This window comes from Seonamhaeicola marinus, assembly GCF_008085455.1.
In genome coordinates this window covers 1256719-1272897 of record NZ_VSDQ01000679.1, presented here as the reverse complement: position 1 = coordinate 1272897, position 16179 = coordinate 1256719, and the positions used below count along the sequence as shown (strand labels likewise).

General features: G+C 33.8%; 17 protein-coding genes. 9 read left to right on the top strand and 8 right to left on the bottom strand.

Translation table 11 applies throughout. The features are described from left to right. Positions 1 to 113: 113 nt before the first annotated feature. From FUA24_RS16435 to FUA24_RS16425, 3 genes are read right to left on the bottom strand one after another with little or no spacing between them, the layout of a single operon-like run. Positions 114 to 1361 (bottom strand): LVIVD repeat-containing protein, encoded by a 1248-nt coding sequence (locus FUA24_RS16435; protein ID WP_148544134.1) that lies wholly within the window; start codon positions 1359 to 1361, stop codon positions 114 to 116. Between the two features lie 28 nt (positions 1362 to 1389). Next, positions 1390 to 1821 carry a hypothetical protein gene (locus tag FUA24_RS16430; RefSeq protein ID WP_222861362.1) on the bottom strand — a complete coding sequence of 144 codons (432 nt, stop codon included), beginning with the start codon at positions 1819 to 1821 and terminating at the stop codon, positions 1390 to 1392. A 5-nt stretch (positions 1822 to 1826) separates the two neighbouring features. After that, positions 1827 to 2525, bottom strand: a complete 699-nt coding sequence (locus tag FUA24_RS16425; RefSeq protein WP_148544132.1) for a hypothetical protein — start codon at positions 2523 to 2525, stop codon at positions 1827 to 1829. Between the two features lie 172 nt (positions 2526 to 2697). Between FUA24_RS16425 and miaB the strand changes: the two genes are divergently transcribed. The 9 genes from miaB to FUA24_RS16380 all read left to right on the top strand — a co-directional run bounded on the left by miaB (position 2698) and on the right by FUA24_RS16380 (position 10670). Then, the gene (gene miaB / locus FUA24_RS16420; protein WP_148544131.1) at positions 2698 to 4146 is read left to right on the top strand and encodes a tRNA (N6-isopentenyl adenosine(37)-C2)-methylthiotransferase MiaB; all 1449 of its coding nucleotides are present in this window, start codon (positions 2698 to 2700) and stop codon (positions 4144 to 4146) included. A 7-nt stretch (positions 4147 to 4153) separates the two neighbouring features. Next, a complete protein-coding gene (locus FUA24_RS16415) occupies positions 4154 to 4495 on the top strand; it encodes a hypothetical protein (RefSeq protein WP_148544130.1) in 342 nt (113 codons plus the stop codon). Between the two features lies 1 nt (position 4496). Then, positions 4497 to 5765: a sigma-54 interaction domain-containing protein gene (locus FUA24_RS16410; protein WP_148544129.1), complete on the top strand. Its 1269-nt coding sequence runs from the start codon at positions 4497 to 4499 to the stop codon at positions 5763 to 5765. A 36-nt stretch (positions 5766 to 5801) separates the two neighbouring features. After that, positions 5802 to 6305 (top strand): LptE family protein, encoded by a 504-nt coding sequence (locus tag FUA24_RS16405; protein WP_148544128.1) that lies wholly within the window; start codon positions 5802 to 5804, stop codon positions 6303 to 6305. An 84-nt stretch (positions 6306 to 6389) separates the two neighbouring features. Beyond that, positions 6390 to 7340, top strand: coding sequence for a hypothetical protein (locus FUA24_RS16400; RefSeq protein WP_148544127.1), 951 nt, complete (start codon positions 6390 to 6392; stop codon positions 7338 to 7340). A gap of 3 nt (positions 7341 to 7343) precedes the next feature. Further along, entirely contained in the window at positions 7344 to 7703 is a 360-nt protein-coding gene (secG, locus tag FUA24_RS16395) for a preprotein translocase subunit SecG (RefSeq protein WP_148544126.1), read from the top strand. 163 nt (positions 7704 to 7866) lie between these two features. Next, positions 7867 to 8142, top strand: coding sequence for a co-chaperone GroES (locus tag FUA24_RS16390; RefSeq protein ID WP_148544125.1), 276 nt, complete (start codon positions 7867 to 7869; stop codon positions 8140 to 8142). Positions 8143 to 8242: 100 nt separating this feature from the next. Further along, positions 8243 to 9874, top strand: coding sequence for a chaperonin GroEL (gene groL / locus FUA24_RS16385; protein ID WP_148544124.1), 1632 nt, complete (start codon positions 8243 to 8245; stop codon positions 9872 to 9874). Positions 9875 to 10022: 148 nt separating this feature from the next. Further along, positions 10023 to 10670, top strand: coding sequence for a DUF6090 family protein (locus FUA24_RS16380; RefSeq protein ID WP_148544123.1), 648 nt, complete (start codon positions 10023 to 10025; stop codon positions 10668 to 10670). Positions 10671 to 10680: 10 nt separating this feature from the next. Here FUA24_RS16380 and FUA24_RS16375 read toward each other — a convergent pair whose 3' ends face one another. The 5 genes from FUA24_RS16375 to FUA24_RS16355 all read right to left on the bottom strand — a co-directional run bounded on the left by FUA24_RS16375 (position 10681) and on the right by FUA24_RS16355 (position 16179). After that, a complete protein-coding gene (locus FUA24_RS16375; protein ID WP_148544122.1) occupies positions 10681 to 11367 on the bottom strand; it encodes a DUF4919 domain-containing protein in 687 nt (228 codons plus the stop codon). Positions 11368 to 11438: 71 nt separating this feature from the next. Beyond that, positions 11439 to 12755, bottom strand: coding sequence for a cryptochrome/photolyase family protein (locus FUA24_RS16370; RefSeq protein ID WP_148544121.1), 1317 nt, complete (start codon positions 12753 to 12755; stop codon positions 11439 to 11441). Between the two features lie 4 nt (positions 12756 to 12759). Continuing rightward, entirely contained in the window at positions 12760 to 13107 is a 348-nt protein-coding gene (locus FUA24_RS16365; RefSeq protein ID WP_148544120.1) for a heavy-metal-associated domain-containing protein, read from the bottom strand. Positions 13108 to 13225: 118 nt separating this feature from the next. Then, complete coding sequence (locus FUA24_RS16360; RefSeq protein WP_148544119.1) at positions 13226 to 15478, bottom strand: TonB-dependent receptor; 2253 nt, start codon at positions 15476 to 15478, stop codon at positions 13226 to 13228. After that, positions 15478 to 16179, bottom strand: a complete 702-nt coding sequence (locus FUA24_RS16355; RefSeq protein ID WP_148544118.1) for a heavy-metal-associated domain-containing protein — start codon at positions 16177 to 16179, stop codon at positions 15478 to 15480. The genes FUA24_RS16360 and FUA24_RS16355 overlap by 1 nt, the downstream gene beginning before the upstream one ends.

The window sequence follows — 16179 nt, the reverse complement described above, 5'->3', positions numbered from 1 at the left end:
TATTGGCATTGGTTAGTTTTCATCAATAAAAGTAATTGTTTTTTACAATTTGTTACAGTTACAGCATAAAAAAAATCTGCCCTAAGGCAGATTTCACAAAGTAGCTATTAACACTAATTAAGCTTATAGGAACTTAAAAAGCTTATGTTATTTTCCAAATATTTATATTGATATAGTGTATTATCGCCAATCATTACTAGACTATTTGGCAATGGTATAACATCTGTTGCCTGAATATTTTCAATGGTTCTTACCAGGTTGAGATTTACTGGTGTTTCTCTATCAAACAATTTTAAACCAGCAGAACCATCGCAAACAAAAAGCATATCTCCTTTTATACCCAAACCATAAGGGTTTTCTAGCGTGTAGCGTTTTGCTAAAGTTGGCTGTGTTTTATCGCTTATATCAATTACCTCTAAAACACTTTCTAATTGCCCACAAAGATTACCTCCTCTTAAAGTTAAATAAGCATAATCTCCATCTACAACAACAGGATCGCAGCCTTCCCAATGGGTAAAGTCTGAGACATACTCTGGAGAAGCTGGGTTAACTAAGTCATAGATATACATACCATTTGTACTACCTAAATACAAATAGTCATTAGCTGCAAACATGGTTTCTATATTCCAACCAGCGTGCTGCGTTTTTTCTAGAACAGGATTAGACAAATTCTGAATATTAAACACAGTCATACTATAAGATCCTACTGTATACAAATAAGTACCAACTATTTGAAAGCGCGCCAAAGAACCTCCAACTCCGACGGCCGATTCTACAGAGGCCGCCATAACAGCATCATTAAACATACGGTCAACAAAAATTAATTCATCTACATTTTCCCGCTTTTCCTTTTTTAATTCCCAACCAATAATAATGTCGTTTTCCCAATCAAAATCACCATAATCTGTTGCAACCGCTTCTATAGGCACTCTATAATCATAAATATTAAACACATCTTCTAAGCGCTCTACAAGCTGAATATTGTTGATATTTGAAATATCGAATACCAACAAATCCGTTGCACTATCAGCATAGAGATAATTATTTTTTATTGAAATGTCTTCGTTAGCAGGTATTTTAATAAACTTAATGGCTTGTGGGTTACTTGGATTCTGATTATCTATAATGTGCACACCTCTATCTAAATCATTCACGAAAATGTAGTTTCCGTAGGCATAAATTTTGCCCGATTGTTTAATTGATTCTGGTGATTTAATGTCTACCATTTTCCTGAATTGGCTTTTACTTACAAACTCTGGTTTGGCAACTGTTACTAGGTCTAAATCTTCATCATCGTTATTGTTACAAGAAAAAAGACAGATTAGAAAAAAGGCAGATAATAATAAGTGTTTAGTTTTCATAGCATTTATTTAAGATTGATAGTTTATGTTAGTAGGAATATGTTAAAGCGTTTTCTAAGCCTTCTATATGAAGAATTATCTTGTTACTTCCTTGTACTTGGACAGGTGTTAAATCAAAAGAAAAAGTTCTTTCAAAATAAGCATCACATAATTCCTCGTTATCAAAGTCCAATTTTAAATACCGCTGTTCCGGTAATGACTCAGCTACGGCTCCAGAATCTATGAGCTCAAATTGCCAAGTGCTTCCATCACAACCAGAGGCTCCTATCTTAAGCGTTAAACAATCATCGTTAATTATTGCCTCAATGAAGCTTAAACCGTTATGAGAAGCTACAGCGTATTTAGAATCACTAACAATTGTTGTAAAATCGCATTCAGTATCAATTATAACGTCATCTTCACATTGTGTATTCATAAGACAACACAACACCGCAATACAAAATAAAAGTCTTTTAACCATAATATTTAATACTTTAAAACAGGATAACCATTAACACATTCAACACCTGAAGGCTGTTGAGGCAAATCGCAAGTTGACACAATGCTCCATTTAATATTATAGGCCTTTTCTAAATTAGTGTATTCTTCAATCTTTTCTAAAAAGGCCTCTGTATCTATATTGTTGGAATAGGCAATATAACCTTGTGGTCCCCCACAAGCTTTTGCCCCATAAGCCGTGTAAGTCCATTCATTTTCATCTAAACAATCCTCACTTAAAGACAATAAATAAATCTCATTATACAAATCCATTAAATCTCTATGATCCTTTTCTTGCTCTGTTATCTCCCTTTTAACCACCAACTCATCATGTGTAAGCGATACAATACGCCACCCTAAATGACTTGGATAATCTTCTTTTGTCAATTCTATTAGAGTGCCATCTAATTCCCATGAACCATTAATATTAAAAAACGTTAAAGGAGGGGTACCGCACCAACCAGATGATCTTTCAACTAAGCTACCATCTTCTTTAAATGATATTCCATAGGCCTCATTTGGCAAACTTGCAGCTCTCTTGTAAACGGTTTTTTCTTCACTGTAATTAGGTTCAACCCAATTACCAATAAGTAGATTATCCTCATTAATAGCAACAGAGCCATTATCTGAACATTGCACACTCATTATCCCTAATGTTAGTGCAAGTAGTAATATTCTTTTTTTCATAGTTTTTAATTGGTTTTCTTTTTCAGTAGATACTTTTCACTAAAAAAGGTTGCGCGAAAAAACATTCATTTTACAGAAACTTTAACTTAAAATAGAAGCTGACACTTTGTCACAAAACACAAATTAATTGTATCTTTGCACACTTATTGACCTTAGAGGATCAAGTTACATTATGGAAAAGATTATAGACGAAAATAAACAGGGGGAAGCTTTAAATTTAGAGCAAAAAGCAGGTAACAAACGTAAACTTTTTATAGAGAGTTACGGTTGTCAAATGAATTTTAGCGATAGTGAGATTGTTGCTTCTATTTTAAACAACCAAGGTTACAATACTACCCAAGTTTTAGAGGAAGCAGATTTAGTTTTGGTAAATACTTGTTCTATTAGAGATAAAGCAGAACAAACTGTTCGTAAGCGTTTAGAGAAATACAACGCTGTAAAACTAGAAAAAAATCCAACAATGAAAGTTGGCGTTTTGGGTTGTATGGCAGAACGTTTAAAAAGTAAGTTTCTTGAAGAAGAAAAAATAGTAGATCTTGTTGTTGGACCAGATGCTTATAAAGACCTTCCTAATCTTTTGGCTGAAGTTGATGAAGGAAGAGAAGCTATTAACGTTATCTTATCTAAAGAAGAAACTTATGGAGATATTTCTCCGGTTCGCTTAAACAGCAACGGCGTAACCGCTTTTGTGTCTATTACCCGTGGTTGTGATAACATGTGTACTTTCTGCGTTGTACCTTTTACTCGCGGACGTGAACGCAGTAGAGATCCTCAAAGTATATTAGAAGAGGTAAATGATCTATGGAACAGAGGTTATAAGGAGGTAACACTTCTTGGACAAAATGTTGACAGTTACCTGTGGTATGGCGGCGGACTTAAAAAAGATTTTGAAAAAGCAACAGATCTACAAAAAGCTACAGCCACAAACTTCTCTAAATTACTAGAACTTTGTGCAGAAGCTCAACCTAAAATGCGTTTCAGATTTTCTACATCTAATCCACAAGACATGACTTTAGATGTTATTGAGACCATGGCCAAATATAGAAACATCTGTAAATACATCCACTTACCAGTACAAAGTGGAAGTAACAGAATTCTTAAAGAAATGAATCGTCAGCATACACGTGAAGAATACTTTGAATTGATTGACAATATTAAACGTATCATTCCAGATTGTGCTATTAGCCAAGATATGATTGCTGGTTTCCCAACAGAAACCGAAGAAGATCATCAAGACACCTTAAGCCTTATGTCCTATGTAAAATACGACTTTGGTTTTATGTTTGCTTACTCCGAAAGACCAGGAACTTTAGCCGAGCGTAAAATGGAAGATGATATTCCTTTAGATATAAAAAAACGTAGACTTAATGAAATTATAGCGCTTCAGCAAGAACATGGTTTAATGCGCACCAAAGAACATGTTGGTAAAGTTGAAGAAGTTTTAATTGAAAAACCTTCTAAACGTTCAGACGAACACTGGTCTGGAAGGAATAGTCAAAACACAGTAGTTGTTTTTCCTAAAGGTGATTTTAAAGTGGGCGATTTTGTAGATGTTAAAATAACAGACTGTACAAGTGCTACTTTAATTGGTGAAGCCGTTGGTCTAAGCGACAATAATTAAGCTATTAATGAAAGAGATCAACTTCAACAATAAAACGTTTTCCTTAGTTACAAATTCTGAAAGCGGACAAGTTGATGACAAAACCATCTTCAAATACAAACAAGATGGAAACTTGGTTACTGCAGATTACTTTGGTGGCTCTGTTAAATATGGAAAAATAATAGCTCATTTGTGTAACGATGAACTCGATATGTTATACCAATGTATTACAACAGACAATGAGCTAAAAGCCGGAAAAGCAATTGCCAAAATTAGTATAAACAAAGACAACAAAATTAAGCTATCCCTTAACTGGCAATGGCTTAACAATACAAAAGAAACAGGCGTTTCGGAATATATTGAATTATAAAATGGAATCTATACAAGCAATAAAACAACGTTTTGGTATTATTGGTAATACACCATCGCTAAACCGCGCCATAGAAAAAGCTATTCAGGTAGCGCCTACTGACATATCAGTTTTGGTTACGGGAGAAAGTGGTGTTGGTAAAGAGAGTATTCCAAAGATCATTCACCAATTATCCCATAGAAAACACAATAAATACATAGCAGTAAACTGTGGCGCTATTCCAGAAGGCACCATAGACAGTGAATTGTTTGGACATGAAAAAGGTGCTTTTACAGGAGCAACTTCTACACGTAGCGGCTATTTCGAAGTAGCCGATGGAGGAACCATATTCTTAGATGAAGTTGGAGAACTACCATTAACAACTCAGGTACGCTTATTACGTGTTTTAGAAAACGGTGAATTTATTAAAGTTGGTTCTAGTAAAGTACAAAAAACCAACGTGCGAATTGTTGCAGCCACAAATGTTAACATGTTTGAGGCTATTGAAAAAGAGAAGTTTAGAGAAGATTTATATTATCGTTTAAGCACTGTTGAAATTCATCTACCACCACTACGTGAAAGACAAGAAGACATTCATTTATTATTCAGAAAATTTGCTAGTGATTTTGCTTTAAAATACAAAATGCCAACGGTTAAACTAACCGATAATGCTGTACAAATTCTAACTAAGTATCGTTGGAGTGGTAATGTTCGTCAATTAAGAAATATTGCCGAACAATTATCGGTTCTAGAACAAAATCGTACCATAAGCGCATCAACATTACAGAATTATTTACCTAACACCAGTAGCAATTTGCCTGCTGTTGTAAAAACCACAAAATCGGAAAGTGATTTTAGCAGTGAACGTGAAATTCTTTATAAAGTGTTATTCGACATGAAAAGCGATTTAAACGACTTAAAGAAACTCACCATGGAACTTATGAAAAGTGGTAATGTAAAAGACGTTGAAAAGGAAAACGAACATCTAATACAAAAGATTTATGGCAATGAGGATAATGATGCCAGTATCTACGAAGAACCTGTTCAACAAACCGAAGTACTATCTATACCAGAACACGTTGCTAGTAATGACATTATAGAAGACACGCAAGATAAATACCATTTTGCAGAAGAGATACAAGAGGAAGAAACACTGTCTTTGCAGGATAAGGAATTAGAATTAATTAAAAAATCTCTTGAACGTCACAATGGAAAACGTAAATTAGCTGCCGCTGAATTAGGTATTAGCGAACGCACACTTTATAGAAAGATTAAACAATATGATTTATAATTTTTAGTTCTTCTAATACTAAAGCTTTTTAAAAGAATGAAATACTTTAAATACATCGTTTTACTTTTAATTACTATTACAATTTACGGTTGTGGAATTTACAGTTTTACACCACCTACATCAATTAAGGCAGAAACCTATCAAGTAAATAGGTTTGAAAACACTGCTCTATTATTTGAACCTGGTTTAGATAGAGATTTTAAGCTAGCCCTTGAAGACCTAATACAAAATCAAACCAATTATAGGTTAGTGCCATCGGGAGGAGAATTAATATATGAAGGGGAAATTACGGGATATACCATTTCTCCAACTAATTCAACTGCTAATAATACAGCCGCTCAAAATAGATTAACAATTACGGTTAAAGTAAGTTTTATTAATACAAAAAATGAAGAAGATAATTTAGATCAATCTTTCTCATTTTTCTATGATTTTCCTGCAAGCCAGCAGCTGACAGGAGGCACTAAGACTACAGCTCACGAAGAAATCTTAGATCGTTTAACTCAAGATATTTTCAACGCCACACTAGCTAGATGGTAATTCAGTTGGCAGTCCCAGTCCGCAGTTGGTATTAAAGTAGAATACTGAATACTAAAATAATTATAAGTAAATTTGGCTAAGCCAATGAATTCATCAGATTTTATAAACATATTACAACAGCCTAATAATATTTCGCATCAACAAACTGATGCAATAAAATCTATTATTGATGAGTTTCCTTATTTTCAATCGGCGCGAGCTGTATATTTAAAAGGACTAAAAGACCAAAGCAGTTTTAAGTACAACCAAGAACTTAAAACTACAGCAGCTTACACAACCGACAGAAGTATTCTTTTTGACTTTATAACATCAGATGTATTTATTCAAAATGAAATCTCTCAGTTTATAATTAGAAATGGTGAGCATTTAAAACAAATTGATGTAGACACCGAAGAAGTTGTAATAGACAAAGGAATTGTTGCTGGTACTATTCTTCAGCACCAGATTGAAGAGACTGAAGATACCTTAGACCCGTCTCTATTTCAACCTAAAACGCCTATATCAAATAAAGAAGCATCTTCAGAAGTAGAAGACACCAAAAACCTTGAACCTCAAGAAAAAGAAGAGGAATCGCCGTCAAAAGTACTCAATATTGGGCAACCCCTTCAGTTTGAAAAAAGTGAAACCCATTCATTTAATGAGTGGCTAAAGCTAACGCGCTTTAAACCAATAGAAAGAGAAGAAAAGCAATCTAAAGCTTCAGCAGAACAAACAAATCAAGAACCTAAGGCCGTTGATTCAGAAATTGAAAAAGCTAAAAAATTTGAACTGATAGACAAGTTTATAAGTAAAAATCCAAAAATTGCTCCCGCCTCAGGCTCTAACAAAAAAGTAAACCTAGCAAAGGCTCAAATGATAAAACCTGAAGCCTTAATGACAGAGACTTTAGCTAGAATTTACGTTGAACAAAAGAACTTTAAAAAGGCAATTCAATCTTATAAAATTTTAAGTTTGAAATATCCAGAAAAAAGTAGTTTCTTTGCAAACCAAATTAAGGCAATAGAACAATTGCAGAAACAAAATAATAAAGAATAGACGATGAGTTTTACAATATTTTTAATTTTAATTGTTGTTGTAGCTTTTTTACTAATTGTAGTTATTATGGTGCAAAACCCTAAAGGTGGTGGATTATCTTCATCTTTCGGAGGTGGTGGTACACAGCAATTAGGAGGTGTAAAAAAGACAACAGACTTCTTAGATAAAAGTACGTGGTACCTTGCAACATTTTTGTTAATCTTAATATTAGCATCAAACGTTGCCATTAAAGGTGGCGATACAGCTGTAGAATCTAAAGCATTAGATGCTGAAGCAGCAGAACAATTTCAGTCTTTACCAGACGCGCAACCTTTACCTGGTAATGCTGATAATACAACGGCAACAGATTCAACTGCTAAGTAGTAATAAAAAAACTTAATAAAAATGCCAGCTTAAAAAGCTGGCATTTTTATTTTATACCCTTTTGTCTGATATGTCTGCAAGTTTGTCAGTCAGTAAGTGTTGGCACATTTTTAGCATAACGCTTAAGCGTTAAATATTATATTAAATAAAAACTACATAAAAAATGGGGTTAAACATTAAACCATTAGCAGACAGAGTTGTAATTGAACCTGCTGCAGCTGAAACCACTACAGCATCAGGAATTATAATTCCAGATAACGCAAAAGAAAAACCACAAAAAGGAACTGTTGTTGCAGCTGGTCCTGGCACTAAAGACGAGCCTATTACAGTTAAAGTTGGAGACACCGTTTTATATGGTAAATACGCAGGAACAGAATTAAAGTTAGAAGGAACAGATTATTTAATTATGCGCGAAAGCGACATATTAGCAATTGTTTAAATCTACCTGTCATTCCCGTGAAAGCGGGAATCCACAAAGAATCAACTATAATTAAAAATAGATTCCTGCCTTCGCGGGAATGACAAAACAAAACACTATTATGGCAAAAGATATAAAATTTGATATTGAAGCACGTGACGGATTAAAACGTGGTGTTGATGCATTAGCCAATGCAGTAAAAGTAACTTTAGGTCCTAAAGGAAGAAACGTAATTATTTCTAAAAGCTTTGGAGCACCATCTGTAACTAAAGATGGGGTTTCTGTGGCAAAAGAAATTGAATTAGAAGACGCTCACGAAAACATGGGGGCTCAAATGGTAAAAGAAGTTGCTTCTAAAACTAATGATTTAGCTGGTGATGGTACTACTACCGCAACAGTATTAGCTCAGGCAATTGTAAAAGAAGGCTTAAAAAATGTTGCTTCTGGTGCTAACCCAATGGATTTAAAACGTGGTATAGACAAAGCTGTAGAAGCAATTACTGCTGATTTATTAAGTCAATCTCAAGAAGTAGGTAACTCTTCTGAGAAAATCAAACAAGTTGCTGCTATTTCAGCTAACAATGACGACACTATTGGAGAATTAATTTCTCAGGCTTTTGAAAAAGTTGGTAAAGAGGGTGTTATTACTGTTGAAGAAGCAAAAGGAATGGACACTTATGTTGATGTTGTTGAAGGTATGCAGTTCGATAGAGGTTACCTTTCTCCTTACTTTGTAACAGATTCTGATAAAATGGTTGCCGATTTAGAAAATCCATACATTTTATTATTTGATAAGAAAATTTCTAACTTACAAGAAATTCTTCCAATATTAGAGCCAGTAGCGCAATCTGGTCGTCCTTTATTAATTATTGCTGAAGATGTAGACGGGCAAGCATTAGCTACTTTAGTAGTTAACAAACTGCGTGGTGGTTTAAAAATTGCTGCTGTTAAAGCTCCTGGATTTGGAGACAGACGTAAAGCTATGTTAGAGGACATTGCTATTTTAACTGGTGGAACTGTAATTTCTGAAGAAAGAGGATTTACTTTAGAAAACGCAGATCTTTCTATGTTAGGAACTGCTGAAACTGCTACAATTGACAAAGACAATACTACAATTGTAAATGGTTCGGGTGATACTGAAGCTATAAAAGCTAGAGTAAACCAAATTAAGTCTCAAATTGAGACCACTACATCTGATTACGATAAAGAAAAACTACAAGAGCGTTTAGCTAAATTAGCTGGCGGTGTTGCTGTACTTTATGTTGGTGCTGCTTCTGAAGTTGAAATGAAAGAAAAGAAAGATCGTGTTGATGATGCATTACATGCAACAAGAGCTGCTGTTGAAGAAGGTATCGTTGCTGGTGGTGGTGTTGCTTTGGTAAGAGCTAAATCTGTTTTAGAAAAAATTACTACTGAAAACTTAGACGAAACTACAGGTGTACAAATCGTAAACAAAGCTATTGAAGCACCTTTAAGAACTATTGTTGAAAATGCTGGTGGCGAAGGTTCTGTTGTTATCAATAAAGTTTTAGAAGGTAAAAAAGATTTTGGTTATGATGCAAAATCTGAGGCCTATGTAGATATGCTTAAAGCTGGTATTATTGATCCTAAGAAAGTTACTCGTATAGCTTTAGAAAATGCAGCATCTGTTGCTGGTATGATCTTAACTACAGAGTGTGCTTTAATTGACATTCCAGAAGAAGCTCCTGCTATGGGTCATGCTCATGGTGGTGGTATGCCTGGTATGATGTAATCTAAAACATCGACACACAAACAATTTCTCACTCTAGTTTTAAATTTTACAGTGAGAATAATAATCATAAAAAAACGCTTTTCTATTTAAGAAGAGCGTTTTTTTATTCCTCAATAATTTTCATAGATTTAGATAAATTTCTTAATTCATGAAAGATAAAGTAAGATATGCGCTTGGAGAGATTATCATTGTTATTATTGGAATTTCAATAGCCTTTAGCCTAAATAAATGTTCCGAAAACTCAAAAAACGAAAAGCTAAAACTTCAATATCTACAAAGCTTGAAAAACGATTTAGAGATTGATAAAACGAATTTGACCCAAAATGTTAAATCTCTGGAAACCAAAATAGAAACTTTAGAAAAGGTGCTACCTTTGTTTAATTTGAAAGATCTCAAAAAGAAAAGAGGCATTAACCAGATTTTTTCTATAATTGAATTATCAGAATTTCACCCAAAAGACATCACATATCAGTCCATGATAAACTCTGGCGATTTTAGCCTTATTGAGGATTTAAGCTTAAAAAATGCCATTGAAAATCATTATTCCGGTTATAAAACAATTTTAAAGGATTATGAAAGACAACTAATAATTCACAAAAAATATTTAGGCGATTATTTTATCTATAATATGGATTACGACGCTATGCAAAAAGGAGGATTTGGTTTTAAAGACGAAAACCTTTTAAAGAATATTTTACTAAGTATGAACGGTTCTTTTAAAATTAAAAAGAATGCTAGTAAGAGGGGAATTACAAGTTGCGATAGCCTATTAAAGGTTTTAAATAAAGCTCTATAACTATTCTTTTCTATTTCCTAAATGATTTAGCTAACGAATTGAGGCAGGGCGTAATTTCAAAATACATGCCTTCTATACCATGATCATTTTTGGCTACAGTTAAGTAATCATAATGTTCTATTAAACTTTGCCTGCCTCCAAATTGTAACCCTAAAATATTTAAAAGTTCATATTCATGACTGGTATATAAAACATAAAATGCCGTTTTCTTTTTTTCACCATCTCCTGTACTAATTATGGCGTCAATTATCACTTTCATTTGATTTAAACGAAATTTAAACTTATCCCTATTTTCTAGATTTTCATAAGCATATAATTGATAATTTAAAGTCCTTAAATCAAAAGGTTCCTCTTTTAAAATGGAGTCTCCTAACCTTATAATCTCCTTAAAATCATTTGTTTTTAGTTGCTCTTTTTTAAGAACTCCTCTTAAACTATCAGAATAGTCAGAACTTCCATAAGGTGAATAATTTTCATCAAACGAGTAACCATAATACAAGTGCCTTTTTTCTTTTAGGTTAAACGTTGAATCGGACTCCAAAAAGCGCTTCATTAATTTTGGGTAAAATAAATTTGATGCCTCATCCGCAATATTCTTTTCAATAGTGTTGTATTTAACACTTTCAAAATCGCGTTTTTGAGCATTTAACACTAAACAGAAACCAATAACATAAATAAAGAAAAACCCCCTTTTCATTTTATCAAAATTAAAATTACTCTTTCAAGTTAAAATATTCTTCTTACAAAAGAAAGTGATTTCACATAAACTTAGAAAAGTGTCTTTTGCTCATTTGATGTGTTATTGACACCCTCCAATCCAACTTTATAGGTTTCTAAGGCTCTTTTTCTTGCAAACTTGTGCTCTACCATGGGCAGGGGATAATCGGAAGTGCCGAATTCAGGAATCCATTGTTTCACATACTCTAGGTTCTTATCAAACTTTTTTAACTGTTCAATAGGGTTAAAAATCCTGAAATAAGGCGCCGCATCACAACCAGTTCCCGCAGCCCATTGCCAATTGCCATTGTTGGCAGACAAATCATAATCTAATAACTTTTTTGCAAAATAGGCTTCTCCCCACTTCCAGTCTATCAACAAATGCTTACATAAAAAACCCGCCGTTATCATTCGTACTCGGTTATGCATATAACCCGTTTCATTAAGCTGCCTCATACCTGCATCTACCATTGGGTAACCTGTTTTTCCTTCGCACCATTTCTTAAAATCCTCTTTGTTATTTAACCAAACAACACCATCGTACTTTTGTTTGAAATTATTTGTAACCACCTTTGGAAAATGGTAGAGAATTTGCATAAAGAATTCACGCCAAATCAATTCACTTAAAAAGGTTTCATCTTTTTCACCTAACTGCTCTATAATTTGACGAACGCTTATGGTACCAAAACGCAAATGCGGACTTAGATAACTTGTTATATCCGCATCTGGAAAATCTCTTTTTTCCTGATATTCATTTAATTTGGATAAATCGTAGGCTCTTACTTCAATTAAACTTCTCTTAAATCCAATAGATTCTAAAGTTGGAAAATCATGTACGTCACCCAAAAAATTACTTGAATCGGATAGACCTTCAGGTTGCACAGACTTATATAGCTCTAACCACTTTCTTTTATAAGGGGTAAAAACTGTATAGGGTGTTCCATCAGCTTTTAAAACATCATTTTCTTCATGAATGACTTGATCTTTAAAAGAAATAAAACTACTTCCGGCTTCTAAAAGAAGCTTCTCAATGTCTTTATCTCGCTTCCTTGCATATGGCTCATAATCTTTATTTACATATACCTGCTTTATCTTATATTGCTGCAGTAGAGTTTTCCAGACATCTATAGGCTTTCCTTTAAGCACCAATAATGAAGAACCAAAAATCTTAAGCTCCTTATCTATTGACCTTAACCTATCATGAATAAAACTAACCCTAGCGTCATCTTCGGGTAATTCATTAAGAATATCATTATCAAAAATAAACACACAAAGCACCTTCAATTTACTTGAAAGTGCTTTATTTAAAGCTTTGTTATCCTGAAGCCTTAAATCTCTTCTAAACCAAAAAACTGAAATCTCAGACATTCAATTAGTGAGCTGCTTTAACATCATTATCTCTATATCTACAACATGGATGCACGGAATTGTAAGCCTCATCAGTTGCTTTTTTATCTTTTACATCATGCCCTACAGCTAAAATACTACTTTCAATTTTTTCTAAGTTGGTCTTGCGCTCGTCATAAATAAGTCTTAATTCGTGCGTTTTCACATTCCATATCGCAGATTTAACACCTTTGGTGTTTAAACTTGCTTTTTCTATTCGGCTCTTACACATCATACAAACACCATCTACTTCCATGGATGCTTTGGCATTTTTATTTTGAGCAAATGTTACTGTTGCGATAAGCATTACCGCTATTGTTATTATTTTTTTCATATCGCTATTTCATTTTTTCATTTCCGCGAAGGCGGAAATTTATTTTAAACTATTTATTTCTTTGTAGATTCTCGCCTTACTGAAACAAGTTCAGCACAAGTTGCGGGAACTACAGATGTTACTCAATTTTAAACCTCAACCCCGCATAATACATACTTCCAAAAATGGGGCCATACACAAAGGTAGTATCAAAATTTGCTCCAAACGGGTCTTCAGCTCCTAAAATAGGTCTTGATTGCCTCACATTAGTTATGTTCTCCCCTCCTAAATATACTTCAAATTTGGGAGAAAACACCTTGGTTACTTGCGCATTTAAGGTGGCCAAAGTTGGTGTATACTGGGGTAATTGATATTGAACAGGATTAGTTATAGTTGATGAAAACCGTTGTTTACTTAACCAATTAAATGTAGCATCAAACTTCCATTGAGAACCGTTTTCTTTCTTAACTGTTTTATACCCTGCATTGGCAAAAACACGATGTTTTGGTACCAGTGGCTTATCTAACTTACCAGAGTTATACTGCGTTTTTACCTCATAGAATTTATATGCTAATCGTAAATCAAAATTTTTAAATGCATTATAATTCAATTCAGCTTGAAAACTATTAGCATAGCTTTCTCCGCTTAAATTGTAAAAACTAACTTCTAAAGGATTTTCATAGTCTACCACTATCTGATTTTTGAAATCGGTTTTATAATAATCTACTGTTATATCGCCTTTTTTGCCAAATAGGTTAAACCCTTGTAATAACGAAACCCCATAATTCCATGCAATCTCTGGATCCAAACCGTAAGCCCCTCCTAACCTCCCCGAAGGGGAGGAACCTTCAATACTTATCATTCTAGAAGTAGAAAATAGTTGTTGGTTTTCAGCAAAAATATTAGCATTGCGTTTACCTCTACCAAAAGAGAATCTAAATGCAGATTTATCCCAACCTGTATACCTTAAATGTAACCTAGGTGTAACAAAAGTTCCCAGTAGATTATGATGATCTACTCTAAGTCCTGCAGTGAGGTTTAGTTTTTCTAAATTATTGTAATTGTATTCAAAAAAAGCACCTACAGAATTCTCCGTTCTGTTGTACTTTAAATCATTTACAAGCTCTTCATACGTATCATGTGTAAAACTAACCCCTGTTTTTATTTTATGACGAGAATCACTAATAATTGAATTATAAATGGCATTAGTATACAAGCTATTGTGTTCTATATTGTATTTATTAAGTCCAAAATAAGAGTCTTGCTTGTGGCTACTAAATGCCGTTTGTACACCAATACTCTGCCATGGTATTTCTGGGTTTACATAACCTAATTTAGCAGAAACCTCATAGCGCTTGGTGTCAATTTCACTTCCCCAATTGTTAGTAGTTAACTTATCAGTTTCAGGATTAAAATCTAATTGGCCCGTTTGTTTTTCGTCATTTAAGAACTTGAAATTTAAAAAGCTCACCAATCCTTTTTCTGCATTCGTATATTGCCAACGATTCATTACATTAACCTGATTATACAAAGGCATATCTAAAAAGCCATCATCATTAACATCGTGCTTCTTTTGGTGCGTATTGCCATGAATATAGAATCCCGCGTGCAATTTTTCAGAAACTTTAGTATTTACATGTGTATTTAATTCTAAACGCTCATTACTAGCGCCATATAAATTCACAAACAACTTATCATCTGTTGATGGCTTTACTAATTCCGCGTTTATTTGACCTGCAATACTTTCATAACCATTAACCACACTTCCCGTTCCTTTGGTTACTTGAATACTTTCAACCCAAGTACCTGGAATAAAACTAAGTCCAAACGCCTGAGATGCGCCGCGAATAGAAGGTATGTTCTCCGTAGCAATTAAAATATATGGACTGGTTAAGCCCAACATTTTTATTTGCCTGGTCCCCGTAACAGCATCCGCAAAATTCACATCTATAGACGGATTGGTTTCAAAACTTTCAGACAGGTTACAGCAAGCGGCTTTTAACAATTCATCACTAGTTACTGTAAATGTATTCGTTGCCTTTAAATAAGATTTAGCAGTGGCCTGCTTTCTGCTTTTTACAGTAATAGCATTTAAATTATCTGTTGCTTGCAACCAATGCTTAATAAACTTAGGTTGTAAAACGGAAATAGTATCCGTCTTAAACCCCACATAACTAATAACCAATTGCGAATGATCCTTTGAATAGTCCAAAGAAAATTCCCCATCAATATTAGTAACGGTTCCAATGGTTGTATCTAACCAATATACATTTGCTCCAGCAAGAGGTATGTCTTCTTTTTGTGAATTGGCTTCTAAGACAACACCATTAATTTTATCTTGAGAAAACCCAGCTATGGAAAGCAAACAAAGTATATAAAATAACTTTCTCATTAGCCATAAATTTCCATCAACATAAAGATTGCCATAATGATCATAATGGTGTTTTCAATAAACGTAGCTTTGGTCATTGGCAATTTTAGAGCTGTTCCTAAACAAGCGCATTGAATAGACTTTTTATCTAATAGTGTTTTTGTAACACCAACAGTTGTTATACCTAAAACAATAAGGGTAATAACTAAAGCAATAGCAATTTTATAACGCATTAAAAACATTAAACCCAACCCTACTTCAATAAAAGGATATATCCAACCATAAACAGGAAGTGCCTTTGCTAAAGGGTCATACATCCTAAAAGAGTTAGGAAAACCTTTGTAATCTAACAATTTAAAAAAGCTAAAAACCACATAAAAGAGTCCCATAAAATCTAGCATAAAGCCATTAAGATTCCAAGGATTATAATTAAGTAATGCGCTACTAATAATTAGGCACGCAAATATTAAGAATAAAGGATATAATTGTTTAAGCTCGGAAGTTTTTTCCGGATGAACATGCTCCTCAGTTATAGTATACTTGTTCGAAAGTGCTTTTTGTAAGGAAGTTATCGAAATTGGTGCACTTATATCAATTTCAACTTTTGCAGTATTTAAATCTACAACAACTTCATTTATATTATCAAGGCCTTTTAGGGCTTCTTCAACAGATGCCTTGCAACCTCCACAGGTCATTCCTGCGACTATATATGTATGCTTCAT

Excerpts from the sequence above, each read along its gene's own strand:
- FUA24_RS16435 (WP_148544134.1), bottom strand. The coding sequence starts at position 1,361 with ATGAAAACTAAACACTTATTATTATCTGCCTTTTTTCTAATCTGTCTT.
- FUA24_RS16430 (WP_222861362.1), bottom strand. The coding sequence starts at position 1,821 with ATGGTTAAAAGACTTTTATTTTGTATTGCGGTGTTGTGTTGTCTTATG.
- FUA24_RS16425 (WP_148544132.1), bottom strand. The coding sequence starts at position 2,525 with ATGAAAAAAAGAATATTACTACTTGCACTAACATTAGGGATAATGAGT.
- miaB (WP_148544131.1), top strand. The coding sequence starts at position 2,698 with ATGGAAAAGATTATAGACGAAAATAAACAGGGGGAAGCTTTAAATTTA.
- FUA24_RS16415 (WP_148544130.1), top strand. The coding sequence starts at position 4,154 with ATGAAAGAGATCAACTTCAACAATAAAACGTTTTCCTTAGTTACAAAT.
- FUA24_RS16410 (WP_148544129.1), top strand. The coding sequence starts at position 4,497 with ATGGAATCTATACAAGCAATAAAACAACGTTTTGGTATTATTGGTAAT.
- FUA24_RS16405 (WP_148544128.1), top strand. The coding sequence starts at position 5,802 with ATGAAATACTTTAAATACATCGTTTTACTTTTAATTACTATTACAATT.
- FUA24_RS16400 (WP_148544127.1), top strand. The coding sequence starts at position 6,390 with ATGAATTCATCAGATTTTATAAACATATTACAACAGCCTAATAATATT.
- secG (WP_148544126.1), top strand. The coding sequence starts at position 7,344 with ATGAGTTTTACAATATTTTTAATTTTAATTGTTGTTGTAGCTTTTTTA.
- FUA24_RS16390 (WP_148544125.1), top strand. The coding sequence starts at position 7,867 with ATGGGGTTAAACATTAAACCATTAGCAGACAGAGTTGTAATTGAACCT.
- groL (WP_148544124.1), top strand. The coding sequence starts at position 8,243 with ATGGCAAAAGATATAAAATTTGATATTGAAGCACGTGACGGATTAAAA.
- FUA24_RS16380 (WP_148544123.1), top strand. The coding sequence starts at position 10,023 with ATGAAAGATAAAGTAAGATATGCGCTTGGAGAGATTATCATTGTTATT.
- FUA24_RS16375 (WP_148544122.1), bottom strand. The coding sequence starts at position 11,367 with ATGAAAAGGGGGTTTTTCTTTATTTATGTTATTGGTTTCTGTTTAGTG.
- FUA24_RS16370 (WP_148544121.1), bottom strand. The coding sequence starts at position 12,755 with ATGTCTGAGATTTCAGTTTTTTGGTTTAGAAGAGATTTAAGGCTTCAG.
- FUA24_RS16365 (WP_148544120.1), bottom strand. The coding sequence starts at position 13,107 with ATGAAAAAAATAATAACAATAGCGGTAATGCTTATCGCAACAGTAACA.
- FUA24_RS16360 (WP_148544119.1), bottom strand. The coding sequence starts at position 15,478 with ATGAGAAAGTTATTTTATATACTTTGTTTGCTTTCCATAGCTGGGTTT.
- FUA24_RS16355 (WP_148544118.1), bottom strand. The coding sequence starts at position 16,179 with ATGAAGCATACATATATAGTCGCAGGAATGACCTGTGGAGGTTGCAAG.